This window comes from Arthrobacter sp. AL12 (genome assembly GCF_029960645.1).
In the GTDB taxonomy this organism is placed as follows: domain Bacteria; phylum Actinomycetota; class Actinomycetes; order Actinomycetales; family Micrococcaceae; genus Arthrobacter.
This window is the reverse complement of sequence record NZ_JASBQY010000012.1, coordinates 14,451-40,477: the sequence shown is the minus strand read 5'-3', so window position 1 is coordinate 40,477 and position 26,027 is coordinate 14,451. Positions and strand designations below refer to the sequence as shown.

General features: G+C 68.4%; 25 protein-coding genes. 13 read left to right on the top strand and 12 right to left on the bottom strand.

The window, feature by feature from the left end:
* Positions 1-28: 28 nt before the first annotated feature.
* Positions 29-2,140 carry a phosphate acetyltransferase gene (gene pta, locus QK291_RS13380; protein WP_282382675.1) on the bottom strand — a complete coding sequence of 704 codons (2,112 nt, stop codon included), beginning with the start codon at positions 2,138-2,140 and terminating at the stop codon, positions 29-31.
* Between the two features lie 149 nt (positions 2,141-2,289).
* On the opposite strand from pta, the gene QK291_RS13375 reads away from it, so the two are divergent.
* The 5 genes from QK291_RS13375 to QK291_RS13355 all read left to right on the top strand — a co-directional run bounded on the left by QK291_RS13375 (position 2,290) and on the right by QK291_RS13355 (position 6,481).
* On the top strand, positions 2,290-2,625 hold the full coding sequence (locus QK291_RS13375; RefSeq protein ID WP_282382674.1) for a hypothetical protein: 336 nt from the start codon (positions 2,290-2,292) through the stop codon (positions 2,623-2,625).
* Positions 2,626-2,806: 181 nt separating this feature from the next.
* A complete protein-coding gene (locus QK291_RS13370; RefSeq protein ID WP_282382673.1) occupies positions 2,807-3,334 on the top strand; it encodes a hotdog fold thioesterase in 528 nt (175 codons plus the stop codon).
* Between the two features lie 16 nt (positions 3,335-3,350).
* Positions 3,351-4,679 carry a phenylacetate--CoA ligase PaaK gene (gene paaK, locus QK291_RS13365; RefSeq protein ID WP_282382672.1) on the top strand — a complete coding sequence of 443 codons (1,329 nt, stop codon included), beginning with the start codon at positions 3,351-3,353 and terminating at the stop codon, positions 4,677-4,679.
* Positions 4,680-4,761: 82 nt separating this feature from the next.
* A complete protein-coding gene (locus tag QK291_RS13360; protein WP_282382671.1) occupies positions 4,762-5,367 on the top strand; it encodes a TetR/AcrR family transcriptional regulator in 606 nt (201 codons plus the stop codon).
* 256 nt (positions 5,368-5,623) lie between these two features.
* Positions 5,624-6,481, top strand: a complete 858-nt coding sequence (locus QK291_RS13355; RefSeq protein ID WP_282382670.1) for a DUF427 domain-containing protein — start codon at positions 5,624-5,626, stop codon at positions 6,479-6,481.
* Between the two features lie 260 nt (positions 6,482-6,741).
* On the opposite strand, the gene QK291_RS13350 is transcribed toward QK291_RS13355, so the two are convergent.
* Complete coding sequence (locus tag QK291_RS13350; protein ID WP_282382669.1) at positions 6,742-7,149, bottom strand: VOC family protein; 408 nt, start codon at positions 7,147-7,149, stop codon at positions 6,742-6,744.
* Positions 7,150-7,322: 173 nt separating this feature from the next.
* Positions 7,323-9,434: a phenylacetic acid degradation bifunctional protein PaaZ gene (paaZ, locus tag QK291_RS13345; RefSeq protein ID WP_282382666.1), complete on the bottom strand. Its 2,112-nt coding sequence runs from the start codon at positions 9,432-9,434 to the stop codon at positions 7,323-7,325.
* A gap of 162 nt (positions 9,435-9,596) precedes the next feature.
* On the opposite strand from paaZ, the gene QK291_RS13340 reads away from it, so the two are divergent.
* The 3 genes from QK291_RS13340 to QK291_RS13330 all read left to right on the top strand — a co-directional run bounded on the left by QK291_RS13340 (position 9,597) and on the right by QK291_RS13330 (position 12,723).
* Entirely contained in the window at positions 9,597-10,013 is a 417-nt protein-coding gene (locus QK291_RS13340; RefSeq protein ID WP_282382665.1) for a hotdog fold thioesterase, read from the top strand.
* A gap of 559 nt (positions 10,014-10,572) precedes the next feature.
* The gene (locus QK291_RS13335) at positions 10,573-11,280 is read left to right on the top strand and encodes a DUF4397 domain-containing protein (protein ID WP_282382663.1); all 708 of its coding nucleotides are present in this window, start codon (positions 10,573-10,575) and stop codon (positions 11,278-11,280) included.
* Between the two features lie 234 nt (positions 11,281-11,514).
* Positions 11,515-12,723 (top strand): globin domain-containing protein, encoded by a 1,209-nt coding sequence (locus QK291_RS13330; protein ID WP_282382661.1) that lies wholly within the window; start codon positions 11,515-11,517, stop codon positions 12,721-12,723.
* A 23-nt stretch (positions 12,724-12,746) separates the two neighbouring features.
* Here the strand turns inward: QK291_RS13330 and QK291_RS13325 are convergent, their stop codons facing one another.
* Entirely contained in the window at positions 12,747-15,347 is a 2,601-nt protein-coding gene (locus QK291_RS13325) for a hypothetical protein (protein WP_282382658.1), read from the bottom strand.
* Between the two features lie 9 nt (positions 15,348-15,356).
* Entirely contained in the window at positions 15,357-16,037 is a 681-nt protein-coding gene (locus QK291_RS13320) for a tyrosine-protein phosphatase (protein WP_282382807.1), read from the bottom strand.
* A 287-nt stretch (positions 16,038-16,324) separates the two neighbouring features.
* On the opposite strand from QK291_RS13320, the gene QK291_RS13315 reads away from it, so the two are divergent.
* The gene (locus QK291_RS13315) at positions 16,325-17,176 is read left to right on the top strand and encodes a GDSL-type esterase/lipase family protein (protein WP_282382655.1); all 852 of its coding nucleotides are present in this window, start codon (positions 16,325-16,327) and stop codon (positions 17,174-17,176) included.
* Between the two features lie 37 nt (positions 17,177-17,213).
* Here the strand turns inward: QK291_RS13315 and QK291_RS13310 are convergent, their stop codons facing one another.
* On the bottom strand, positions 17,214-17,837 hold the full coding sequence (locus QK291_RS13310; RefSeq protein ID WP_282382653.1) for a GNAT family protein: 624 nt from the start codon (positions 17,835-17,837) through the stop codon (positions 17,214-17,216).
* Between the two features lie 96 nt (positions 17,838-17,933).
* Between QK291_RS13310 and QK291_RS13305 the strand changes: the two genes are divergently transcribed.
* Together QK291_RS13305 and QK291_RS13300 are read left to right on the top strand one after the other, a co-directional pair.
* Positions 17,934-18,374 (top strand): SRPBCC family protein, encoded by a 441-nt coding sequence (locus QK291_RS13305; RefSeq protein ID WP_282382650.1) that lies wholly within the window; start codon positions 17,934-17,936, stop codon positions 18,372-18,374.
* 24 nt (positions 18,375-18,398) lie between these two features.
* Entirely contained in the window at positions 18,399-18,632 is a 234-nt protein-coding gene (locus QK291_RS13300; RefSeq protein WP_282382648.1) for a DUF6480 family protein, read from the top strand.
* A gap of 12 nt (positions 18,633-18,644) precedes the next feature.
* Here the strand turns inward: QK291_RS13300 and QK291_RS13295 are convergent, their stop codons facing one another.
* The 5 genes from QK291_RS13295 to QK291_RS13275 all read right to left on the bottom strand — a co-directional run bounded on the left by QK291_RS13295 (position 18,645) and on the right by QK291_RS13275 (position 22,963).
* A complete protein-coding gene (locus tag QK291_RS13295; protein ID WP_282382645.1) occupies positions 18,645-19,592 on the bottom strand; it encodes a 3-hydroxyacyl-CoA dehydrogenase family protein in 948 nt (315 codons plus the stop codon).
* 2 nt (positions 19,593-19,594) lie between these two features.
* Entirely contained in the window at positions 19,595-20,413 is an 819-nt protein-coding gene (locus tag QK291_RS13290; RefSeq protein ID WP_282382642.1) for an enoyl-CoA hydratase/isomerase family protein, read from the bottom strand.
* The gene (locus QK291_RS13285; RefSeq protein WP_282382640.1) at positions 20,413-21,642 is read right to left on the bottom strand and encodes an acetyl-CoA C-acyltransferase; all 1,230 of its coding nucleotides are present in this window, start codon (positions 21,640-21,642) and stop codon (positions 20,413-20,415) included. Before QK291_RS13285 ends, QK291_RS13290 begins: the two co-directional genes overlap by 1 nt.
* 188 nt (positions 21,643-21,830) lie before the next feature.
* Positions 21,831-22,505: a pentapeptide repeat-containing protein gene (locus QK291_RS13280; RefSeq protein ID WP_282382637.1), complete on the bottom strand. Its 675-nt coding sequence runs from the start codon at positions 22,503-22,505 to the stop codon at positions 21,831-21,833.
* A complete protein-coding gene (locus tag QK291_RS13275) occupies positions 22,505-22,963 on the bottom strand; it encodes an SRPBCC family protein (protein WP_282382634.1) in 459 nt (152 codons plus the stop codon). Before QK291_RS13275 ends, QK291_RS13280 begins: the two co-directional genes overlap by 1 nt.
* Before the next feature lie 144 nt (positions 22,964-23,107).
* Between QK291_RS13275 and QK291_RS13270 the strand changes: the two genes are divergently transcribed.
* Positions 23,108-23,284 carry a CsbD family protein gene (locus QK291_RS13270; RefSeq protein WP_224047463.1) on the top strand — a complete coding sequence of 59 codons (177 nt, stop codon included), beginning with the start codon at positions 23,108-23,110 and terminating at the stop codon, positions 23,282-23,284.
* Between the two features lie 191 nt (positions 23,285-23,475).
* A complete protein-coding gene (locus QK291_RS13265; protein WP_282382623.1) occupies positions 23,476-24,225 on the top strand; it encodes a dienelactone hydrolase family protein in 750 nt (249 codons plus the stop codon).
* A 141-nt stretch (positions 24,226-24,366) separates the two neighbouring features.
* Here the strand turns inward: QK291_RS13265 and QK291_RS13260 are convergent, their stop codons facing one another.
* Positions 24,367-25,827, bottom strand: a complete 1,461-nt coding sequence (locus QK291_RS13260) for an amino acid permease (RefSeq protein ID WP_282382621.1) — start codon at positions 25,825-25,827, stop codon at positions 24,367-24,369.
* Positions 25,828-26,027 lie beyond the last annotated feature (200 nt).

The following is a 26,027-nucleotide window of genomic DNA, read 5'->3' as shown; positions in this document are numbered from 1 at the left end:
AAAACACTGACTAGACAAGGGCAGCCGACTAGGCAAGGGCGGCCGCGGGTGCCAGCTCGGCGGCGGGCTCCGCGGACTGCGCCTGGATGGCCGTGATGGCCACCGTGTTTACGATGTCCTCCACGGTGCAGCCGCGCGAGAGGTCGTTGACCGGCTTGCGCAGGCCCTGCAGCACCGGCCCGACGGCGACCGCCCCGGAGGACTGCTGGACCGCCTTGTAGGTGTTGTTGCCCGTGTTGAGGTCCGGGAAGATGAACACGGTCGCCTGCCCGGCCACGGACGAGCCCGGCATCTTCGACTCGGCGATGGCGGCATCGACGGCGGCGTCGTACTGAATGGGCCCCTCCACGGCGAGGTCCGGACGGCGTGACCGCACGAGCTCGGTGGCCTGGCGGACCGCGTCCACGGCCTCCCCGGCGCCCGAACCGCCGGTCGAGTAGGACAGCATGGCCACCCGCGGCTCCACGCCGAACTGCGCCGCGGTTTCGGCCGAGGCTACGGCGATGTCCGCGAGCTGCTGCACGTTCGGCTCCGGGTTCACCGCGCAGTCGCCGTAGACCAGCACCCGGTCCGGCATCAGCATCAGGAACACGGACGAGACGATCTTGACGCCGTCGCGCGTTTTGACGAACTCCAGCGCCGGCCGGATGGTGTGCGCGGTGGTGTGGGCGGCGCCGGAGACCATGCCGTCCACCACGCCCAGCTGGACCATCATGGTGCCGAAGTAGCTCCCGTCCAGCATGACCTCCAGGGCCTTGGCCAGGTCCACGCCCTTGTGCGCGCGCAGCTCCGCATATTTCTCCGCGAATCCCTGGCGCAGCTCCGAGGTGGCGGGATCGATGATGTGGATGCCGGAAAGGTCGATGCCCTGGGTGGAGGCGAGCTCCCGGACATCGGATTCGCGGCCCAGCAGTGTCAGCTCGCAGACGTCGCGGCGGTGCAGGATCTCCGCTGCACGCAGGATGCGGACGTCCGTGCCCTCCGGCAGAACAATGTGGCGGCGCTCGGCGCGGGCCCGCTCGATCAGGTCGTGCAGGAACCGCAACGGGGTCATCCGCTCCGGCCGCGGCAGGTGCAGCCGCTCCAGCAGCTCCGCCTCATCCACCCGGCGGGACCAGAGGCCCAGGGCGGAGGCGACCTTGCGGCGGTGCCCGGACCAGATCTCACTGCGGACCTCGGAGACCCGCTTGGCGGTCACGTAGGTGTCGTCCGGGGCGGCGAAGATCGGGAACGGGGCCTGCGCCAGCAGGGAGTAGATGGTGGGGTCCGGGGCCAGGCCGCCGGTGAGGATCAGGGCGGAGGGCACCGGGAACTCCGGCGAGAACGAGGACGCCAGGCAGGCGACGAGCACGTCGGCGCGGTCACCGGGGACGATCACCAGCGCGCCGTCGTCGAGCACGTGCAGGAAGTTGGCGACGCTCATCGCCGCGACCTTCACCGAACGGACGTCGCGTTCCAGGTCCGCGAGGCCGGCCACCTGGCCCATCCCCATGGCGGCGGCAACCTCGCCGGTGGTGGGCCGGGCGATCTCCTCCAGCTCGGGCAGGACGTACACTGGACGGCCGGAGGCGCCCGGGCGGACCGCGGCGGCGATGGCCTCCAGGTCCTCCGGGTCGGCGCGGTTGACCATGATGGCCAGCAGCGTGCACCGCTCGGCGACGAGTTCCTTCCGGGCCACCTCGACGGCGTCGACGGTCTCCGCGACGGTGCGGCCCTTCGCCCCGACGACGGCGACGACCGGGGCGGCGAGGTTGTTCGCCAGCCGGGCATTGAGATCGAACTCGACGGCGGCGTCCTGGCCGGTCAGGTCGGTGCCCTCGATGATCACGACGTCGCAGTGCCGGGACATCTGGGCGAAGATCTCCACGCAGCGGGAATCGATCTCCTCGCGCTTGCCCTCGGCGAGCAGGCTCCGGACCTCGGAGAAGGTCAGCCCGCCGCGGCAGCGTACGTCGTCGAGGTCGAACCGGGCCTTCATCAGCGCCACCATGGGATCCGAGGCGGCGTCGTGGCCGTTGACCACGGGTTTGAAGAAGCCGATCCGGTCCGCGTGCCGGTGCAGGGTGTCCGCCAGCCCGAGGGCTATGAGCGACTTTCCGGAGCCCGGGGTGGTCGCGCTGACGTAGATTCCTTTGGCCATGGTTCGCCCTTAGGTTGTGCCGTGGTGGTGCTCGGTCCCTCCATACTTTCACTTGTTGCCGCCGTTTCTCCACGCGGCGTCCGCAGGCTGGGGCGGGACTTTGGCCCCTTACCGCTCCGGTTGCCCGCCAGCCAGTGTGGGGGGACCCGGTGGTTGGGGTCAGAGCGGAGGAACTTGTGGAAACGCTGCGTATTGAGCTGCAGGACGTCGGCGGCACAGCCTGGTGGGCCCGCATCCTCACCACCCTCGCGTCCCAGACGGGCAGCACGCAGTTCCGGTTCGTGGGCCGCGTGGCCGACGAGGTGCGCTATGCGAGCGCCACCTTCATGTCCCCAACGCCGATCTCGCCGGTTCCGCCGGAGGAAGAATGGGCCCCGGGGATGACCCGCAGCCTGGACGAGGTGGTCAGCGAAATCCGGCACGACGGGTGGACCGAGGCCGGCCGAGGAAACGAGCCCTGGTCGCTGACGTTCGAACGGAACTGACACCGCGCCCGCCAGGGCTGGCCGCGTGCCGGCGGCGGGGTCTTCCGACCGTATCCGGGCGTTTTCCGCACGCTTCGCCGTGTCCTCCGAGGGCTTCATACGCCCGCCCGCTCTTGACAGAGGGCGCCATAATGGGATTACCTAATGAACATTCGGTAAATAAAGCTGGAGGCAATGACGCATGGCTGGATTGACGGTTTCCGGTGACACCCACCCCATCCTAAAAGACGACTACGCCTCGGAGTGGATGGGTATCGAAGTAGTGGCACTGGACGACGGACATGCCACGATCCGCATGCCGCTCCGGCAGGAAATGCTGAACGGCTTCGGCATGGCCCACGGCGGAATGATCTTCGCCTTCGGCGACACCGCCTTCGCGCTGGCCTGTAACCCGGCCAACCCTGACCCTGCCGACGAAGGCAACATCACCGTGGCGTCCGGCGTCGATATCAACTTCCTCAAGCCGGCGTTCCGCGGCCAGGTGCTGACTGCCGTCGCCAACCGCCGCGCCAGCACCGGACGCAGCGGCCTCTACGACATCCAGATCTACGCCGCCGATCCGGTCGCGGGCACCGCGCCGGACACAGCGCCCTCCCCCGCAGCCACGGCGCACGCCGCCACGGTTCCGGGCGAACTCCCCACCGACATCCTCCCGGGCGAACTCGTCGCCGAGTTCCGCGGCCGCAGCCGCACCATCTCCAAGAAATAGAAACAGGGAACCCCAGATGACCCAAGAAACCGTCGCACCCACCAGTGATGCTGTCCTGGACCGCGAAGAAACCATCTCCCGCGACGAGCTCGAGGCCTTGCAGCTCAGCCGTCTGCAGCACACCGTGGCCTACGCCTACGACCGTGTCCCGCTGTACAAGCGCAAGTTCGACGAGGCCGGCATCCACCCCGCGGACCTCCGCGAGCTCTCCGACCTGGGCAAGTTCCCCTTCACCACCAAGGAGGACCTTCGCCTGGAGTACCCCTTCGGCATGTTCGCCGTCCCGCAGCACGAGGTGGCCCGCATCCACGCGAGCTCCGGCACCACCGGCCGCGCCACCGTCGTCGGCTACACCAAAAAGGACCTCGCCGACTGGGCCAAGCTCGTGGCGCGCTCGCTGCGCGCCTCCGGCGTCCGCCCCGGCATGAAGGTCCACAACGCCTACGGCTACGGCCTGTTCACCGGCGGCATGGGCGCCCACGCCGGCGCCGAGGCCCTCGGCTGCACGGTCATCCCGATCTCGGGCGGCCAGACCGAACGCCAGATCACGCTCATCCAGGACTTCAAGCCCGACGCGATCCTGGCCACCCCGACCTACCTGCTGACCATCGCCGACGCGATGATGAAGCAGGGCATCGACCCGGCCTCCACCTCGCTCAAGTACGCCGTGCTGGGTGCCGAGCCGTGGACCGAGGAGATGCGCCACGAGCTCGAAGTGACCATGAACCTCAAGGCCTGCGACATCTACGGGCTCTCCGAGGTCATGGGCCCGGGCGTGGCCGGCGAAGCCGTGGAAACCCAGGACGGCAGCCACATCTGGGAGGACCACTTCCGCCCCGAGATCATCGACGCCTTCGACCCCTCCGTGGTCCTGGACGACGGCGAACACGGCGAGCTGGTCTTCACCTCGCTCACCAAGGAAGCGCTGCCGATCATCCGGTACCGCACCAAGGATCTCACCCGGCTGCTGCCCGGCACCGCCCGCCCCGCGCATCGCCGGATGGGCCGCATCACCGGTCGCAGCGATGACATGATCATCCTGCGCGGCGTGAACCTGTTCCCCTCGCAGATCGAGGAGATCGCGCTGCGCATCCCCGAGCTGAGCCCGCACTTCCAGCTCGAGCTCACCCGCCCCGAGGGCCATCGGATGGACCAGATGACCGTCAAGATTGAACGCCGCGAGTCCGTCACGATCGAGAGCGGCGCGGCCGCGGCCAAGGCCCTGCAGCAGCAGATCAAGATCCACGTCGGCTCCTCCTGCGCCGTCGACGTAGTCGAGCCCGGCTCCCTGGAACGGTCCAACGGCAAGCTCCGCCGGATCTACGACCTGCGTCCCAAGGCCTGACCCGTCATGTCCAGCCCGCCGGCTGGCCCGCCCGGGCCGCCCGCGGGCTGACTGATCTCCTGATCGTGAGAAACTAGCGAGTATGCCCACTACAGCAGCCAACACCAAACGCGGCCGACCCGGTTATGACCAGCAGTCGGTCCTGGTGATCGCTGTGGACGTCTTCAACCGCCACGGCTACGACGCCACGTCCATGGGCATCCTCGCTGAAAACCTGGGCATCTCGAAGTCCGCCATCTACCACCACGTGCCGTCCAAGGGCGACCTCCTGAAGCTCGCGCTGGACCACGCCCTGGGCGGCCTCGAGGCCATCCTGGACCAGCCGCAGGCGCAGACCGGCACCGCCGAGGCCCGGCTGGAGTTCGTCCTGCGCGAGACCATCTCGGTGCTGGTGGAGCGGCTTCCGTTCGTCACCCTGCTGCTGCGGCTGCGGGGCAACACCGAGATCGAACGCGACGCGATGGAACGCCGGCGCACCTTCGACCACAAGGTCGCGGCACTGATTTCCGCCGCCCGCGACGAGGGGTCGCTCCGCCAGGACATCGACCCCCGCACCGTCACCCGCCTGCTGTTCGGCACCATCAACTCCATCGTCGAGTGGTACAAACCCGGCGGTTCCCTCTCCCCCGAGAAACTGGCCGACGACGTCATCACCATGGCCTTCCACGGCCTCCACGTCACGCAATAGCGCCAGCGGTAGGCCCGGGGCTGGGGGCCGGGGACCGGGGGCTCCTCACTGCCGAGCGCCAGCGGTCCGGGGGCACTTTGAAGGCCGCAGAGCGGGCTTCTCCCTTGTCTCCGGGAGTGGCCGTCCCAAAGTGCCCCCGTTCGGCCGACGGCTCGGCGATGCCTCGCCCGCGCCACTGCCACTGCCTCGGCCGCCGCCGTCAACCTGATGAGCGGTCCCATTGACGACGTCGGGTCGCCGGGGCCACGCTGGGGGAATGGCCACGAGATTATCCACAGTGCTCCTGGGCGCCTTTCCCGAGTTGCGGTACGAACCCTCCGCCAAAAGGGTCCGCGCGAGCCTTGACGGGTCCGCCGTCGTCGATACCCTGCGTGCCTATCTGGTCTGGGAACCGCGGCGGATCACCCCCGTCTACGCCGTGCCGGAGCAGGACCTGCTGGCGGAGCTCACGTCACCGGCCCTGCCGGCGGCGTCGGTCGAGGAGCACCCCGTCGCCATACGGAAAGGCACGGCCCCGACGTCGCTCGACCCCTCGACGTCGTTTGGCAAGCACACCGCAGCCGGCGGGGAACTGGACGTCGTGACGGCGGCGGCGACGGCTCCCCGGACCGCGTTCCGCCCCGAGGACCCTGACCTGGCCGGGTATGTCATCCTGGATTTCCGGGCGTTCGACTGGCTCGAGGATGACGAGGAGATAATCGGCCACCCGCGTGATCCGTTCCACCGCGTCGATATCCGCGCTTCGTCCGTGGACGTGCAGGTGGCGCTCGACGGCGTGACTCTCGCCAGCACGAACGGCGCGCAGCTGCTCTACGAGACCCTGCTCCCCGTGCGCTACTACATCCCGCCAACGGATGTGCGGATGGACCTGCTGGAGGAAAGTCCCAAGCGGACGGTGTGCCCGTACAAGGGCCGGGCCAGCTATTGGAGCTACCCGGAGTCCGACGAGGGCAGGAACCTCGCGTGGAGCTATGACCGGAGGTACCGCGACGCCGCCCAGATCCACGGGCTCCTCAGCTTCTTCAACGAGCGGGTGGACCTGACAGTCGACGGCGTGCTCCAGCCGCGCCCGGTGACGCCGTGGTCGCGTCCCAGCGGTCCGGGGACACTTTGACGGCTGCAGCCCTTGGCGAGCTGCGGGCAGGCGTCCGGTTTCCGGTTTTAGGTAGGGGTGGCCATGGCCAGGCGCGCGGAGGGATTCCTCTCCGGCGGTCCGGGGGCACATCGACGGCCGCAGCGCGGATTTCGGCCTTAAAGCTCGGTGGATCCGGGTCAATGTGCCCCCGGACGGCAACCCGGAGCTGCCCGCAGCACGGAAAAGCGCCCCGGCGCGGGCCGGGGCGCTGTCAGTGTTCGACTCCGGGGGTGCGCCGTTTAGAGCTGGTAATCCACGGGCGTGGTGATGTTCTCGTGAACGCAGAGGATGTTGTGCTCGGTGTCCATGAACCAGGCGCACTTCTCGGAATCCGTTGTACAAATGTGGTTCTCGGTCTTGAGATCCGGCAGGTCGTAGTCCTGGAACTGGACGCCCTTGGACTCCAATTCCTGGACGGCCCGTTCGATCTCGGAGACTTCGAAACTCAGGGTGGTGTGCTCGGAGTGCATCCCGTCCCTGACGGGCATCAGCTGCAGCATGGGGCCGCCGTCGGTGCCGAATAGGTCGCTTCCGTCGTCTGCCAATCCACGGTGCGGGAGACCCAAGGCTTCTGCATAGAAACGGTGGGCGCGCTCGACATCATCGACCGGCAGGACTGTTGTGGCTTTGTTCAAAACTAAGGTCATTTCGCCACCTCCTACGTTGAAAATTTTACTCCGGAGCGGGGCCGAAAGAACCTGCCAATCTACGCGTCGAGGTGAGACTTCGCGCCCATGTCCACGCGGACAATGGGCGCGTAATCTCACCTCGGCGGGAGCGTCAGCGCCGGCGCCGCCACACGTGCGGGGGCGTCAGCGGCCTACTTCTCCACGAGGGTGAGGACGTCGTAGGTGGCCACGATCTCGTCGTTCTGGTTGGTCAGGACGGCGTCCCAGGCCACCTCGCCGTACTCGTCGGTTTCGCGCGGGGTGATCTTCTTGGCGGTCAGGGTAACCCGGATGGAGTCGCCGGCGGCCACGGGAGTGACGAAGCGCAGGCTTTCGAGGCCGTAGTTGGCCAGCACGGGACCCGGTGCGGGCTCCACGAACAGCCCGGCGCCCCAGGCCAGCAGCAGATAGCCGTGCGCGACGATGCCCGGGAAGAACGGGTTGGCCTCCGCGGCTGCCTGGTTGGTGTGGGCGTAGAAGGTGTCGCCGGTGGAGTTGGCGAACTTCGTGATCTCATCCAGGGTCACTTCGCGCAGCCCGGAGCGGATCGCGTCCCCGATGTGCAGGGTGCTCAGGTGCTTCCGGAACGGGTGCTGGCCCTCGGTCTCGAGCGTGAAGTTGCGGTCGGCGCCGGTGTGCCAGACGCCGGTAACCGCGGTCAGCATGTTCGGCGAGCCCTGGATGGCGGTGCGCTGCATGTGGTGCAGGACGGAGCGGATGCCGCCGAGCTCCTCGCCGCCGCCGGCCCGGCCCGGGCCGCCGTGGACCAGGTGCGGGACCGGTGAGCCGTGGCCGGTGGAGCTGCGGGCGTCCTCGCGGTTGAGCATGTGCACGCGGCCGTGGTGGGCGGCGATGCCGGTGACGAGTTCGCGGGCGACGTCGGGGTCGTTGGTGCAGACCGAGGCGACGAGCGAGCCGCCACCGCGGGCGGCGAGGCGGACGGCGTCGGGCAGGTCCGTGTAGCCGATCACCGAGGAGACCGGGCCAAAGGCCTCCAGCGAGTGGACCTCGTCGGCCTCGGGATCGGCCCAGCTCAGCAGCACCGGGGACATGAACGCGCCGTCGTCGACGACGCCGACCGTGCCGTCCGCGCTGGTGACCTTCGGCGAATCGAGCGTGCCGTAGGCGAGTTCGCCGCCGGCGTCGAGCATGGACTGGACGGCCGCGCGCACATCGGCGAGCTGCTCCAGGGACGCCAGGGCGCCCATGTTCACGCCCTCGGCGCGCGGGTCGCCGAGGACAATGCGCTGCTGGATCCGCTCCCCGACGGCGGTGATGACGTCCTGCACCAGCTCCTGCGGCACGATGGCCCGGCGGATCGAGGTGCACTTCTGGCCGGCCTTGGCAGTCATCTCGGTGACCAGGGACTTGATGAAGGCCTCAAATTCCGGGGTGCCCTTGACTGCATCCGGGCCCAGGATCGAGGCGTTCAGGGAGTCGGTTTCCGAGGTGAAGCGGACCCCGCCCTTGACCACGTTGGCGTGGGACTTGAGCGTGTTCGCGGTGGAGGCGGACCCGGTGAAGGCCACGATGTCGCGGTAGTCAAGGTGGTCCAGCATGGTGCGGACCGAGCCGGAAATCAGCTGCAGCGAACCCTTGGGCAGGATGCCGGATTCGATGATCGCCCTGACGACGGCGGCAGTGACGTAGCCGGTGGGGGTGGCGGGCTTGACGATCGTGGGCACGCCGGCGATGAACGCGGGGGCCAGCTTTTCAAGCATGCCCCAGACCGGGAAGTTGAAGGCGTTGATCTGCACGGCGACGCCGGGGATGCGGGTGTAGATGTGCTCGCCGGCGAAGGAACCGTCCTTGGAGAGCACCTCCATGGGCCCGTCCACGATCACCTGGGCGTTGGGCAGTTCGCGCCGGCCCTTGGAGCCGAAGGTGAAGAGCACGCCGATGCCGCCGTCGATGTCGACCATCGAGTCGATCTTGGTGGCCCCGGTCTGGGCGGAGAGCGCGTAGAACTCCTCGCGGCGGCCGTTCAGGTACTGCGCGAGCTCCTTGAGCTTGAGCGCGCGCTGGTGGAAGGTCAGCTTGCCGAGTTCCGCCTGGCCGGTGGTGCGTCCGTAATCCACGACGGCGGCGAGGTCCAGTCCCTCGGTGCTCACCTTGGCGAGGAGTTCACCCGTGCTTGCGTCCAGGACGGAGGCAGCGCCGGCCGCGGAGCCGGCGTCGGGGGTCCACCAGGAATCCCGGATGAAGCTGGGAACGATCTCGACAGTGTCTACTGTGGGTTCCGGAGCAGTTGCAGTGGTGGTCATCGTTGACGGGTCCTTCCAACAGGGGCAAGATCAACTCGGCCAGCATTACTGACCGTCCGTTCGGTAATATGTCTACAGTACATGAATGAGGCCTGCCGCACACTAGCTGCGGCGGCACCGACCCGCCGGAACCCCTGGATTTCCGGCCACAGAGGAGACATTATGACGCCCGAGCCCCGCAGTACCGAGCTGTGGAAGATCACCCTCGGCGAGCTCGACGAGAAAATGGGAGTGAAGATCGTTGAGGAGTCGGTCGAACGGGTCGTCGCCACCATGCCGGTGGAGGGCAACCGGCAGTCCTTCGGGCTGCTGCACGGCGGCGCCTCGCTGGCGGTCGGGGAGGCCGTGGGCTCCTGGGCCGCGGTCATCCACGCCAGCACCCTGGGCAAGACCGCCGTCGGCGTGGACGTCTCCGCCACCCACCACAAATCCGCCCGCGAGGGCCTCATCACTATCACGGCGACCCCGATCCACCTCGGCGGCACCCTCACCACCCACGAGGTGCTGATCAGCAACGCCGCGGGCGAACGTCTCTGCACGCTGCGGATCACCAATCTGCTGCTGGACCGCAAAGGCTGAGCGGGCGACGGCGGCGGGTCGGGCTGGGCCCCGGGGCGGCTGGCCGGGCCTACGGAGGCGAAACCGCCGGGCTGACGGGGCCGACCGGGCCGACCGGCTGGACGCACCCACCGGGTCGCCCCAGGGGCTGCGAGTTCGGCTGGACGCCGCGGCACCGCGCCCAATTCGCCCAAGAGCTGCGGAGTCGCCGTAACGCAACGGCGACTGGGCAGCTTTCCGGCGAACCCGGTGAGCGCGGGTCCGGGTCCGGCGCCAGCTCGAGCCGGCGAACCCGGTGAGCGCGAGTCCGGGTCCCGGTCCCGAGCCCGCGAGCCGGCGAACCCGGTGAGCGTGGGGCCCGGTCCGGCGAACCCGGTGAGCGCGAGTCCCGGTCCGGCGAACCCGGTGAGCGCGACGTGCCCCCGGCTCCCCTCGGCCCCCGGCTCCCCGCGAGCCCGGTGAGCGTGGGGCCGGTGCGGCAAAAGTGCCCGCCGGCTGCATCCAAACTGGCGCCCCGGCCGGTAGTAACGGTGTAAGCAAATCACCGCCCGGATCCGGGCAACTCAACGAGGAGTTTGAAATGCGCAAATCCATTTATGCCGCCGGGGCATTGTCCATGCTGGCAGCGCTCACCTTCGCTGCCCCCGCCCAGGCGGGCGGGAAGGACGACGGCGACAGGCACCACAGCGACGATGCCCTCCTGTCCGTCCTGCACGGCGTGCCCGGCCTCACCGTGGACGTGTGGGTGGACGGCAAGCTCACCCTGGACAACTTCGAGCCCGGCCAGCTTGCGGGCCCGCTGAAGCTTGACGACGGCAGCTACAAGATCGCCATCACGGGCGCCGACGCCACCAGCGCGGACCACCCGGTGATCGGCCCGGTCAAGGTCCATCTCAAGGAGGGCCGGAACTACACCGCCGTCGCGCATCTGGATGCCTCCGGGGCGCCCACCGCCACACTGTTCAAGAACGACACCTCGGCCAGCCCCAAGGGCGAGGGCAAGCTGACGGTCAGGCACGTGGCGGCGGCGCCCGCCGTCGACGTCCTTGCAGGGGACACCGCGGTCATCGAGGACCTGAAGAACCCCGAGCAGGAAGTGCTGACGCTGAAGGCAGGAACGGTGTCCGCCGCAGTTGCGGCAGCCGGCACCACCAAGCCCCTGATCGGCCCGGCCGACATTCCGGTCAAGAAGGGCAAGAACACGATTGTGTACGCGTGGGGCAGCCTCGAGAAAGGCACCCTCGACGTTGCGGTCCAGGTGGTCGACTCGGCCAAATGGCGCGACTAGAACGCCGCTGAGCCGCGGAGCCGTCGACAACCGCTGAGCCGTCGGCCCGGCACTGAAGAGGCGGCCGGCAGCGCATCCCGCGAGGGATGCGCTGCCGGCCTCTTTTACACCCATCCCGCAGGTTGGCATTAGTGCCGATGGACCCGGAAGGCCCCGGACCTGGACTGTTAGCTTGGAAGGGCTGATTCACCCGGCACCGCTGGGTATAACCGGTCGCACCGGAAGGGATCCACCATGCTCTCAGACACCTCACTTCCCGTCATCAAGGCAACGCTGCCCGTCGTCGGCGAGCACATCGAGGAGATCGCCAAGCGCTTCTACAAACATATGTTCGAGGCGCGGCCGGACCTCCTGGACGGGCTCTTCAACCGGGGAAACCAGGCGGACGGCCGCCAGCAGCAGGCTCTCGCCGGCTCCATCGCGGCGTTCGCCGGGCTGCTCGTGGACCACGTGGACGAGATCCCGGACCACCTGCTGTCACGGGTCGCGCACAAACACGTCTCGCTGGGGTTGAGCCCTGACCAGTACCAGGTTGTCCACGACCACCTGATGTGGGCCATCGTGGATGTGCTGGGCGACGCCGTCACCCCCGAGGTCGCCGCTGCGTGGGACGAGGTCTACTGGCTGATGGCGAACATGCTCATCAACAAGGAACGCGGGCTGTACAACGCGGTGCACCTGACCCCGGACACGATCTGGCGGACCTGGCGGGTGGTCGAGCGGCTCCAGGAGACGGACGACGTGGTCAGGTTCGTGGTCGAGAGGATTGATGAGCGCGAGGTCAAGCCGTCCCTGCCGGGGCAGTACGTCACGATCAAGATGCGCATGCACGACGGCGTCCACCAGCCCCGGCAGTACAGCCTGACGAAGGCCGACGACGGGCAGCACCGGCAGTTCGCGGTGAAGCGGGTCCACGGGTTGGGGATTCCCGACGGCGAGATGTCCAACCTGCTGCACAATGAGGTCCAGGTGGGCGACGAGGTGGTCCTCTCGGCACCCTTCGGCGATGTGGTCATGGAGTACACCGACCGGCCCCTGGTCCTGGCCAGCGCGGGAATAGGGATCACCCCGATGGCCGGCATGCTCTCCCACCTCGTCAAGTCCGGCTCCCAGCGGCAGGTGATGCTGCTGCACGCGGATGACAGCGAGGAGTCCTTCCCGCTCCGGGGGCAGGTCAGGGAAGATCTGGCCGCCCTGCCGGACGGGACGCTGAAGACCTGGTTTCTGAACACCACCGTGGGCGGAACGGCGTCCGGATCCGAGTTCTCCGGTTTTATGGACGTCGGGGCGGTGGACCTCCCCGACGACGCGGAGTACTACCTCTGCGGTCCCCTGCCGTTCCTGAAGTCCGTCCGAAGCGGGCTGGTGGCCGGCGGCGTTCCGGCGAAGGACATCCAGTACGAGGTGTTCGGCCCGGACCTCTGGCTGGCTGACTTCCAGTAGCGGCGGTGTTCGACGGCGGCAGCCTACAAACGGACCGCCCGGCGCCGGGCGGCGGCCAGCAGTACGCCGCCCAAAAGGATCGCGCCACCGGCGAGTTCCGCCGTCGGGAGCAGCGAACCTGCGCCGGTGTCCGGCAACTGGCCGGAGGCGGCCGGGCGGACCGGGGTCCCGGGCTCCGCCGGGGCAGCCGGGGCAGCCGGGGCGGCCGGGGCAGCCGGCCGGACAGCGAGTCCGGCCGGGGCAACGGGTTCGACGGGGGCGGCGGGTGCGGCGGGGGCGGCGACCGGAGCCTCAACGGTGAAGTTCCGGGTGACGGAGGCGCTGTCCAGCTCGCCGGGGGATGTTTGGACGGCCCGGATGGCGAACCGGCCGGGTGCGGCTGCGTCGACGGTGATGCTCCATTGGCCGTCCGGTGCGACGACAGCGGAGCCGGTGATGTCGCCCGTGACCTTTACCGTGAGCCCGGGGGTCCCGGTGCCGTCGATGCGGGTGACGGTTTTCAGCGTCGCGCCATCTGCCGGGGTGGTGATCACCGGGGCATCCAGGTTTGTGACCTTGACCGCCAGCATAACTGCGCCGGAGCGGCTGAAGCCGTTCACTGTCTCGGCCGTGAATTTCAGCGGGCCGCTGGTCCCGGGTGCGGGGAAGGCCCAGTTGCCAGCGGCGTCGACCGGCACTTCCACCGGTGGCTTGTCGGTTTGTTTGTCAATGGTGATGCGGACCTTTGAGTTGGCGGCAACGGCCGACGCCGGGGCCGCCGGGACCCGGCCCGTGATGGGCTGGCCCGCCACGACGGTCAGGTCGTCCGGGCCGTTAAGTTCGGGCTTGTTCAGGAACAGCTGGAGCTGCACGGGGGCCGGGATCTTGGTGAGGGCGTCCTCGAGTGTCGTGGCGATGGCGAAGTTGTCCCCGGACGTCTCGCCGGCCGAATGCGTGCCCACGGCGAAGTTGCCGCTGATCCATGGTCCGCCGGAGTCTCCCCCGCGGGACTGGACGTTCCTGGAGAGGAACCCGCGGAAGGCCCGCAGATCCGCGGCCGCGGTGGTCCGTCCGCGCACGACGTAGATGCCGGTTTCCTCCACCTGGCCGCAGGACCAGCCCGCGGTCCGCCCGGAGCGGCACACCTCCTGGCCCTGGAACGGGGCAACCACGCCGATGATCTTCACGGCGGTGGCGCCGGGGTTCGCGGCGTCGGCCCAGGTGGTCGCGGCCGGCTGCAGGTTGACACCGCCGTCCAGTGCCTCGATGACGGCGATATCGGTGCCCACGTTGCCGGGGGATTCCTCGCTGCCGGTGATCCAGGAGTTCAGCGGTCCGCCGAACTGGCTGAAGCCGAAGCTGCCGAGCAGGGCGAGCGAGCCGGCCCGGGGCGCCGACCCGCCCGCCGTGGCGGAGGTCGGCGGCTCAAGCTCTGCGATCCGTGCTGCGCCGTCCTCGGCGCAGTGCCCCGCAGTCAGAACGACCGGAAGTCCCGCCGCGTTGAACGCGCCAAATCCCGTCGAGCAGATGGTCCGCCGGTCAATGGCGATTCCCTCACCGCCGAAAACGTCCGCTTCAGTGGTGACCGGGGCGCCCTGCTCCAGCTCGACGTTGGCGTACCGGGCCACGAAGTCAGCCGGGGAAATCTTCCCGGGTTCCGTGGCTGCGGCCGCGGGCTCGGGTGGCGCGGCCGATTGCGCGTCCGGCGCGGAAGCTGGCGCGGCCTGCGGGTCCAGGGCGTTTGCTGGCGCAGTCTGCGGGTCCGGGGTCTGGGACAGGCCGGCTTCGGCCGTGTTCGTGCCGCCGGTGCGGATGATGAAGTTCCCCCCGGAGAAAGCCACCGCCTGCAGCCCGGCCGGCCCGACCTCGCGGACGTAGGCCTGGAACAGCTGCTCGGTGCTGGACGCGAGCAGCTCTGCAGCCGAGGGAGCGGCCGGGGGTGTGACGGGGACAGCCGAAGGGCCAGCCGAGGGGTCGACGGGGTCGGCGGACGGGCCAGCCGAGGGGTCGACGGGGTCGGCGGACGGGCCAGCCGAGGGGTTGACGGGGTCGGCGGACGGGCCAGCCGAAGGGTCAGTGGAGGGCTCGTCCGCCGGAGGAGTTGTGCCGTCAAGGGCAGGAGCAGTGGATGCCTCAACGGCCGGCACGAGGACGAACACTGCCGCGCTTCCGGGTCCGTTCAGTTCTGCCACCCGGGCCTGCAGCTCGGCCCCGCTGCCCTCGACGAGGATCTGGCCATCCCGGAGGCGGATGCCCAGGTAGCCGGGGAGCGCCCGCAGGGACGGAAGGGCGTCGGCGGCGGTCCGGCCCAGCTGGCCGGCGGCGTTGAACTCCTCGAGTGTCATGCCCAGGTCGCGCCGGACGGCTTCCGCGAGTCCGACGTCGCTGATGTTCGGCGCCGCTGCCGGTGCCGCCGACAGAACCGCGCCACCCGACGCCATCGGCTCACCGGCCGCGGCCACACCGGGCGCCGCCAAACCGGGCACTAACGACGCGGCTGACGGCGAGGCCGACGGTGAAGCTGTCGAAACGGGTTCCGGTCCCCCGGCTTCGGCCAGCGCGGGCAGGGCGTGGAACGAGCCCGCGAGCGCGAGGGCGGCAGCCGCTAGCGCCCGCACTGTCAGCTGATACGTCGGAGTCTTCACCCGGTTACTCTAACGCCCCAATCTGGCCAGAATGGCAGCCACCTCCGGCTCCGTCACCCCATTGCGGCGCAGGAACTCCCCCGTCTTCACGTGGCGTACAAACCGCAGCAGGCTTTCCCTGCGCGTTTCGAGCAGCGGCGCGAGAACCTCCTCAGGCAGGTACCGCTCATGCGGATGTGGGACCGCCGACACCCGGTGGTGTTCGTTGATGCCCCGCGCGGCCCGCTCGTAGCCGGCGGCAATGGCGTCTTCACCCGCTCCCGCGAGGTCCTGGAGCATCGCCGCGATCATCCCGCTGCGGTCCCGGCCGGCCGAGCAATGGATCACGACGCCGCCGCGCGCCTCCGCCACCGCTTTGAAGACCCTGGCGAGCTTCTCGGGGAAGATCCGCGCGTTGTCCGCGTACGACGCCGGATCGTTCAGGTAGGGGACGCAGAGCCCCCGAAACTCGCTGTTGCCCGGGTCCTCGGTGGGTGCGTGCACGACGTCGAACGCCGCCAGGATCTCGTCGCTGACCCGGGGATCCGTCTCGCGGCGGCGGATCTCGTCCGGGTTGCGGAGGTCAATCACCGTCCGGATGCCGCCGTCGTACGCCTGCTGCCACCCGGCGTCGGTGAGCCACTCGCGGCGTCCCATCCGGAACACACTGCCGGCGACGTGCCAGGCGTTGACCGCCCCGTCCCATTCCATACGCTTCAAGAACTCATCCACCCTCCCAGCTAAGCACGTAGTCCGGGTAGTCCGCAGCCGTAAACCAACGTAGGACCGGCTCCCGCTCAGACCCGGAAACGGGTAGCCCCTACCGTGTTCCGGCCATGAGGCGGGCGGGTAGCGTTGCACCATGGCCGCCCGGAGCTGAGGGTCGATGCTCCCACAGCCTGTCCCGCCAGCAGGGTGTTCGGGAGGCCCAGCTGGCCGCCACCGCTCGGTGCGCCGGCAGCCCCCTCCCGCCGTGCAAACTCACAAGGGGACTCATCATGAACAACGTGCCAATCGGGCGCTGGTCCGGACGACTGGCGGCGGCGATCGCCGCCATCGCGCTGGTTGCCGGTTTCACCGCCGCGCCTGCCACCGCCGCAAGCCCGGATCCCGTCTACATCGCCCTGGGCGATTCGTACGCGGCCGGTACCGGCGGCGGCCTGTACACCGCTCAGCCCGACAAAATTCCCAGCGACAGCCCATGCCTGCAGACTGCGGCGTCCTATCCCGCGGTGCGCAACGCCACGCTCAACCTCGGCTGCTTCGGCGCCACGACGGAGGACGTCTCTGGCATCGCCACCCTGTACGCATCGGAGCTGGCGGCTGCCACGGTGGTCACGGTGACGGTTGGCGGAAACGACATCGACACCGGCCAGGTTGCCTTTGCCTGCACCGCCTCGGGGAGCTCCCCGGCCTGCCAGACGGCCCTGTACAACTCACTGGTGGTGAAGCTCCGCGCACTGCCGGGCAAGATCAAGGCAATGCTGCAGACCGTCAAGAGCAAGGCCCCAAATGCCAGGGTCGTGCTGACCGGCTATCCCCGGCTCTTCACCGTGAGTGCCGGGCTGACCGCGGAACAGACCCAGGCAGCACGGTCGATGAACTCGGCGGCGGACCTGCTCAACGCCACGATCGCATTTTCGGCCCTGGTGAACAGGGCAGGGTACGTCAGCGTCACCGATAAGTTCGCCGGCCACGGCATTGGGTCCACGAGCCCGTGGATCGTGGGGCCGACGGGTCTTTGCAGCCTGGCGATCAACTGCAGCGCGAGTCCATATGACGCTTTCCACCCCACCGCAACCGGCTATCGGGACGGTTACGCCGCGGCCCTGGGGGCACGGGTCCCCTAGCACTGCCTGGCATGCGACGGGTAAGGCCAGGCAGCGGCTACCGCTGCCTGGCCAGCCTGGACTGCAGGGCGTTGCGGACCATCGGCCACTCGTGTTCCAGGATGGAAAACACCACGGTGTCCCGCAGCGCGCCGTCACTGCTGCGGGTGTGGCTGCGGAGCACACCGTCCTGTTTGGCTCCCAGCCGCGCGATCGCCTCGCGGGACTGGAGGTTGAGCCAGTGGGTCCGGAACTCGACGGCGGGGCAGCCGAGCGCCTCGAAGGCGTGCCGCAGCAGCAACAGCTTAGAGTCCGGGTTGCTGCCGCTGCCGTGCGTTGACGCCGCGTTCCAGGTGGAGCCGATCTCCACCCGGGGCGTGGCTGCGTCGATGTTCATGTAGGTGGTCATGCCGATCACCCGGCCCGGCCCGCCCGTCACGGGGTCAATCAGGCGCGCGGTGAAGGGCAGCATGGAGCCGCCGTCCTGCAGGGCCAGCCGCCGCTCGATCTCGGCGGCCATCTGCTCCGGGGCGGGCACACTGGTGTACCAGAGGCGCCACAGTTCGCCGTCGCGGGACGCTTCGACGAGGCCGTCGTGGTGGTCCGGGCGCAGCGGCTCGAGGACGACGAATTTGCCGGTCAGGGTGATGGGGGCGATCGCGGGCCGGTCCAGGGAAGTCACCGCACCATCCTACGGCGGGGCGATCGCGGGCTGCCCTGCGGCATCCCGGGCCCCGGACCGGTGTGCCGTTGCGGGTGTGCTGGTTAGGCTTGGTCCATGATCACAGTAACCGGCACCGTCCAGTCCGTCCTTGAGCCCGGCAGGGCCTTCGACTATCTCTCAGCGTTCGAGCACACCCCGGAGTGGGACCCCGGGACCCCCGTGGTGGACAAGCTCTCCGAGGGACCGGTCGCCGTCGGGCACCGTTACCACGCGGAGGCCGAGTTCCGCGGCAAGCGCCAGGCGCTGACCTACGAGGTGATTGAACTGACGGCGAACCGCATCACGCTGCGGGGAGAGAACAAGTCGGTCATCTCCGTGGACACCATCCAGGTGTCTCCGTCCGGAACGGGCTCCAAGGTGGACTACACGGCGGAGTTTCAGCTCAAGGGCCTGCTCAAGGTGGCCGAGCCGTTCGTCCGGCCGGCGTTCAACTCCCTCGCCGGCCCCGCCATGGACGGTATGAAAAAGACCCTCGACGCCCAGGCATCGCTGTAGCGGCGCCGTGGACAGGAGAAACCCATGACTTCCCACAATCCGGATCCCCTGGAGAACAACCTCACCGGGCTCGAACCGGGCGGCGGCGTGCCGCCCGGTGAAACACCACCGGCGGAGGGGACCTCTGTGGGACCGCAGGGGCCGCGGATCCCCGAGGACCGGGGCTTCGCCCAGTACCTGTGGATCGTCATGATCGCCGTGGTGGTGCTGTTAGTGATGCTCTTCTTTGTCGGCTACATCGTCGGGATCATCAACTAAGCTGCCTGGAACCTAGTCGGTCCAGTCGAAGAAGCCCTTGCCGGACTTGCGCCCGAGTTCCCCGCGGGCCACCTTGTCGCGCAGGATCTGCGGCGGGGCGAAGCGCTCGCCGAGGGTGGTGGCGAGGTACTCGGCAATGCCGAGGCGGACATCCAGCCCCACAATGTCGGTGGTCCGCAGGGGTCCGGTGGGGTGCTTGTAGCCCAGGACCATGGCGTTGTCGATGTCCTCGGCGGACGCCACGCCCTCTTCCACCATGCGCATCGCCTCGAGGGCGATCGCGACGCCCAACCGTGAGGACGCGAAGCCGGGGGCGTCGTTGACGACGACGGCGGTCTTGCCCAGCGCCTCGACCCAGCCGCGGGCCGCCTGGGCCAGCGGCTCGGAGGTGTGCTCGCCGAGGACGACCTCGATCAGGGTGGACGCGGGCACCGGGTTGAAGAAGTGCAGGCCCAGGAAGTTGTGCGGGCGCTGCAGCTCGCGGGCCAGCGCGTTGACCGAGATGGAGGAGGTGTTGGAGGCGAGGTAGGCACCGTCGTCGAGCCGTTCCTCGATCCCCCGCAGCGAGGCGACCTTCAGGTCCCAGTCCTCCGGGACGGCCTCGATGACCAACTGGCGGTCCTTGAAGTCGTCGTAGTCGACCGTGACCGAGAGCCGGGAGACCATCTCATCGAGGTTGCCGTCGGTGGCGCCGCGCTCGATGCTCTTGGCCGCCGCGGATTCCACCCGCTCGCGGGCCGCCTCGGCCGCCTCCTCATCGCGCTCGACGACGAGGACGTTGGCGCCGTTGATCAGGAACGCGTGCGCGATGCCGGCGCCCATCCGGCCGCCGCCCAGCACCCCGACGAAGTCGGGAAGGCCAGAGTCGGGAAGGCCAGAGTCGGGGAGGCCAGAGTCGGGGAGGCCAGAGTCGGGAAGGCCAGAGTCGGGAAGGTTCGAGGGAAGTACGGAGTTGCTCATCTTCAGTTCTTCTTCCGGTCTGAATCCTGCGCGGACTTCTTGGCTGACTTCTTTTCGGACTTTCGATCGAGGAAAGCCTGCATACGTTCGAACTTGGCCTGGGATTCAAAGAGGATCCCCTGGGCCAGCTGGTCGATCAGCGGGTGCGCCTCGGCGGGGGCGTGGAAAACCGACTTGGTGATCCGGACCGCGAGGGGATCCTGCGCGGCGATCCGGTCGGCCAGGGCGTGGGCGGCCGCTATCAGTTCGGGGGCCTCGTGGATCTCGGTGATGAGGTTGACCGCGAGGGCCCGCTCGGCGCGCAGCACGCTGCCGGCGAGCAGGATTTCCTTGGCCACCGGCTCCCCCACGAGCTCCTTCAGCCGCCAGCTCGCACCGGCGGCGGCGAGGATGCCCAGGCCGGTCTCCGGGTTGCCGATCCGCACCGACGGGGTGCCGATCCGGAAGTCCGCGGCGTACGCCAACTCGGCGCCGCCGCCCAGGCAGAAGCCGTCCAGGGCCGCGATGACGGGCATCGGCAGCTTCGCGATCCGCACGAAAATGGTGGAGTTGATGCCCTGCAGGGCATCGTCGCGGCGGCGTTCGCGCAGCTGCCCGATGTCCGCCCCGGAGGCGAAGACTCCCTCCGTGCCGGCGATGATCAGGACCTTCGGGGTCCGCTCCAGCGCGGCGCAGACGGCATGCAGCTCATCGACCATCTGCTGGTCGATCGCGTTGCGGACCTCGGGCCGGTTGAGGAGCACCACAAGCCGGTCCTCGCGCTCCTCGACCAGCAGGGTGCTGAAATCGTGCTGGTCCAGGCCCGTCGCGGCGGCGGCCATTACACGCGCTCCAGCAGCATCGCGGTGCCCTGGCCGACGCCGATGCACATGGTGGCGAGGCCGATCCTGGCATCCTCGCGCTCCATCCGGCCCAGCAGGGTGATCGCGAGCCGGGACCCGGACGAGCCCAGCGGGTGCCCCAGGGAGATCGCGCCGCCGTCGCGGTTTACGATCTCGGGGTCCAGCCCGAGCCGCCGCATGGTCGCGAGCGACTGGGTCGCGAAGGCTTCGTTGAGTTCGACGGCGCCGAGGTCGCCGACGCTGAGGCCGGTGCGGGCGAGCACCTTCCGGGTGGCCGGGACGGGGCCGATGCCCATGATTTCGGGTTCGCAGCCGGCGGAGGCGCCGTCGATGATCCGGGCGCGCGGGGTGAGGCCGAGGCGCTCGATGGCGGCCTCGGAGGCGACGATGATGGCGGAGGCGCCGTCGTTGAGGGTGGAGGAGTTGCCGGCCGTGACAACGGAACCGCCGGCAACGACGGGGCGGAGGGCCGCGAGGATGTCCATGGTGGTGCCAGCGCGCGGGCCCTCGTCGGTGTCGACGACGGTTTCGCCCTTGCGGCTCTTGACCGTGACCGGGACGATCTCGTCGGCGAAGCGGCCGGCGGCGATGGCCGCGAGGGAGCGTTCGTGCGAGCGGACGGCGAAGGCGTCGGCGTCCTCGCGGGTGATGCCGTCCACGCGGGCGACTTCCTCGGCCGTTTCCGGCATGGAGTAGGTCATCTTCCCGCCCCGGGAGAGTTCGCCCTTCTGGAACAGCGGGTTCACGAAGCGCCAGCCGATGGAGGTGTCGAAGATTTCCCCCGGCTTGGCGAACGCGGTCCGCGGTTTCTCCTGCACCCAGGGGGCGCGGCTCATGGATTCGACGCCGCCGGCGATCACGATGTCCGCGGCGCCGGACTTGATCATGTGGCTGGCCATGATGATGGCGCTCAGGCCGGAGGCGCAGAGCCGGTTCACGGTGATGCCGGGGATGTGCAGCGGCAGGCCGGCCAGGATGGTGGCCATCCGGGCGACGTTGCGGTTTTCCTCGCCGGCGCCGTTGGCGTTGCCGAGGATGACCTCGTCGATGCTCTCGGGGTCCAGCCCGGCCCGGGCCACAGCCTCGCGGACCACCAGGGCGGCCAGGTCATCGGGGCGGACCGCGGAGAGTGCCCCGCCGTAACGGCCCACCGCGGTGCGGGCGCCGCCTACGAGAAATGCCTGTGGTCCTGCTGCTGCTGATGCCATGGGTACACCCTTCACGCGATAAACGTCTCTGTCATCGAATCTGTCATCGAAAGAACTCCCGGCGGCGGCGTCCGCGTCCGACCCGCCGGCGCGCCAATTTACTGACCGTTCGTTCTATAAAGATTACACGGCGCGGCAAGGGGGTCAATCAAACCCCCGCCGGATTACGCAGTAACTCACGCGGTAACTTACGCGACGACGACGCCGAGGTGGCTCGCCATGAGCGGGGCGAGCAGGCCGAGCTGGTAGTCGTCGATCACGAGGCCGGCGAGGCTTTCCAGCCCGCTGATGGTGCGGATGTCGGTGCCGCGGATGTCGAAGTCCGTGAGCCTGGCGCCGGCGACGTCGAGGGTGCCGACGGTGCAGTTCTTCAGCGCCACCCGGGTCGCCGCGCAGGAACCGAGGTCCAGTTCGGCGATGATGCAGTCGCTGATCTGCACGTCCGTGAGCTTGGAACCGCGGAGGTTCACGTAGTCGAGCTTCCCGCCGTCGATCCGCACGGACTGCCAGCCGCTTTCGTAGAGTTCCGCGGAACCCCAGCGGGGGTTGCCGATTTCGACGTCGCGCAGGGTGCTCCGGGCCGCCATGAACACGGGGGCGTAGACCTCGGCCAGGATGCAGTCACGGAAGGTGGCTCCGCGCAGCTGGGTCTCGTTGAAGGACACGCCCTGGAAGTCGCACTCGGCAAAGTCGGTGCCGGCGAGTTCCAGACCGTCGGCGGAGGCCCTGCTGTACCGGACGCCGTCATACCTCTCCCCGGACTGGAAATCCGGGGAGAGGTCGTCCCGAAGCTCCGCCAGCCGGACCGGGCTGAGCCGCGGCGCGGTGACCTTCGGCGCCTTGGACGCGGTGCCCCGGGCCATTAGAGCGACTCGGCCTTGGCCGCGATTTCCGCCAGGTCCTTGGCGAGGGCCTTGCGGGTGATGCCCATGCCCAGTTGTCCGAAGACGGCCATTGCCAGCTTGTGCATCCGGGAGCGGTTCTGGAGTTCGGCGCCGAACGTCATGGTCAGGTCCGTGCCGCCGTCGCGGTCCGCCAGCGTCATGCGCGAGGTGTAGTCCGCCCCGCCCTGCAGCGCTTTCACCGTGGTGCTCCGGGGCGGATCGGCCTGGGACACCCACATCTCCACGGTTTCGGACCTGCCCATCATGGTGCGGGTCTCCTTCCAGCGTGTCCCCTCGCCGTAGGGGCCGTCGCTGAGCATCTGGATCGAGTCGATGCCGGAGAGGGTTGCGGCCGAACCGGGAATGTCGGAAATGACCGCCCAGACCTTGTCCGCCGGGGCGTTGACATGCTGGGTCAGGCTGATTGAGTGATCCATGGCATCGAGCCTAGCCCGGCTCCGCAGCAGAATTCACCCCTGCGGCGCGGGACGATCCCTTGAAACCCCTTGATTTAGTAAGCATGCTTTGTGTTATGGTGAGTGGACGTTGAATTTCAACCGGAAACGAAAGGTGTTTGCACCATGGGTATCGGAGACAAGATTCAGAACGAAGCAGAGCACCTCGGCGGCAAGGCCAAGGAAGCTACTGGCAACGCCACGAACAACGACCAGTTGCGCGCCGAGGGCCAGAAGGACCAGGTCGTCGCAGACGCCAAGAAGGTCGGCGAGAACACCAAGGACGCCTTCAAGAAGGACTAGTCCTATCGAAGCGCGGCGGCGGACATTCCTTTGGGGGATGCCCGCCGCCGCTATTTTGTGCCCGGGAAGAATGCCACGCCGCCGGTCCGGGCGCTGGAGGGCCATTCATATCCCGGCAATGCACCGTTGGTGATGGGGCTGCGTTGTGAGATTCTCGGGGCTACAGCATCCGACGACGGAAGGCCCGCACCATGACGATGATCGACCTCAGCGCGACCGGCAGTGCGGCTGGAGACGGACCGGGCGCCCCCGGATCGCCAAACCTCCGCGGCTACCTGGCACGGCCCGAGGGGACCGGCCCCTTTCCCTCCGTCCTGATGATCCACGAGGCGTTCGGCCTCAACGACATTGCCCGGCGCCAGGCCGACCGGCTGGCACGCGCCGGATATCTGACGCTGGCGGTGGACCTGTTCAGCGACGGCGGAATGCGCCGCTGCCTGGTTTCCACCATGCGCTCGCTGGCGTCCGGCACGGGCAAGGCCTTCACGGACCTGGCCGTGGCACAGGCATGGCTGGAGCGGTCGGGGTGGACCAACGGCAAGATCGGCGTCATCGGCTTTTGCATGGGTGGCGGCTTCGCCCTAATGATCGCCAAAGACGGCTTCGACGCGGCGGCGGTGAATTACGGCAGACTGCCAAAGGACCCCGAAGAGGCCCTGCGGGGCGCCTGTCCCGTGGTGGGCAACTTCGGGAAGGCGGACCGCACTCTGCCGGGGGCCGCCGCCCACCTCGATGCCGTGCTGGACAAGCTGGGCATCGAGCACGACGTCAAGGAATTCGAGGGCGCAGGCCACGCCTTCATGAACGACGCCGAGCTTGGCCCGCGTCCGCTCCGGCCCCTCTTCCGCGTCATGGGCATCAAGCCGGACCCCGACGCGGCGGCGGAGGCCTGGCAGCGGATAGAAGACTACTTCGCCAGGCACCTCGCGCAAAGCCCGTAGGAACGCATCGGCGCTCCCCCGCGCTTGTTGGCCCGCGGCCGGGCCCCCGGGCCGGAACGCAAAGTCCGGTTACGCAAGAACGGCGGGCCCCCGTACTGGAGGCCCGCCGTCGTCGTCCGCTGGAGGTGTTGCCCGCAGCGGTTAGTTGAAGAGTGCGTTCTTCGGTTCGTTGTTCTTGACCTTCTGCCAGCCGAGCCACAGCAGCAGTGTGAAGAACGGGATGGTCGCCAGGGTCCAGAGGCCGAGGTGGAAGACCTCGCCGCTCTTGCTGGTCATGGTGTCGAAGCCAATCAGCACCGTGATGAGCAGCAGGGCGATGAGGCCGGCCCAGCTGGCCCAGACTCCGCCGGGCGCGGGCAGGGATGAGACCTTGCCCTTGGTCTTGCGCAGCGCGATCTGGCTGGCGAAGATGGCGCCCCAGGTGAAGATCACGCCGATCGACGCGGAGTTCAGCGCCAGGTCGAAGGCGTGCGAGCCGCCGAGCCAGATGTTCAGGAGGATGCCGACGAGGTAGACGCCGCCGATGGCCAGGATGGCCGCGTACGGGACGTGGCTCTTGGACATCTTGGTCAGCCACTCGGGAGCATGTCCATTGTTGGCCATGGTGCGGAACACCCGGCCGATCGAGTACAGGCCCGAGTTGCAGGAGGACAGCGCGGCGGTGATGACGATCATGTTCATGACATCGCCCATCCAGCCGAGGCCCATCTGGCCGAACACGGTCACGAACGGCGAGGTGCCGGCGACGTACTGGTCCGAGGGCAGCAGCATGGCCAGCAGGGTCACGGAGCCGACGTAGAACACGACGATGCGGAAGACGACCGCGCGGATGGCCTTGGGCACTTCCTTGGCCGGGTCCTGCATTTCGCCGGCGGTGATGCCGACGAGCTCAATGCCGTTGTAGGCGAAGATGACGGCGTTCAGGACCAGGATCATCACCAGGGCACCCTTGGGGAACATGCCCCCTTCGGCGGCGAAGAGGTTGTTGACCGAGGCGTTGCCGTCGCCGACCTGGGCGTTGGTGACCACCATGAAGGTGCCTACGGCCAGGAAGATGAGGATGGCGCCGACCTTGAGGCAGGAGGCCCAGAATTCGAATTCACCGAACGCCTTGACGCTCATGAGGTTCACGCCCACGAGCAGCAGCAGCGCGGCGATCGCGGACAGCTCGACCGGCACGTTGGGGAAGAAGAACTGGAAGTACAGCCCGATCGCGATGAGCTCGGCGATGCCGGTCATCGCCCAGTTGATGAAGTACATCCAGCCGGACACATAGGCGCCCTTTTTGCCGAACATTTCGCCGGCGTAGCTGACGAAGGAGCCCGAGGTCTGGCGGTACATGATGAGCTCGCCCAAGGCGCGCATCAGCAGGTAGGCGATGACGCCGGCAATGGCGTAGGAGAAGATGAGCGCCGGCCCGGTGGAGGCCAGGCGCCCGCCGGCACCCATGAAGAGGCCGACGCCGATGGCGCCGCCCATTGCGATCATGGTGACCTGGCGGCCACTCAGGGATTTTGCGTAGCCCTCGGCGCTGAGGGTCGAGTCGACGACGGCGGGTTGCGCCGGAGTGCTCTTAAGTTCTGTGGGCGTAGGTGATGGCACAGCTGTTCCTTGTAGGTCGGGGTATGGCCGGGAAGTGACCGTGGATTCAAGTACACAAAATTCGGGCCAGAGCCCCTTGTAGGGACCCAGCCGTGTACCGAACCTCACAAGTGTCGAAGCTCGCGCGGCTCATCCATCCTACTAGCATTTGCGGCCTTGTCGTGACGCGGGCTACACCCTGCGGGCACTATTGCTAATTT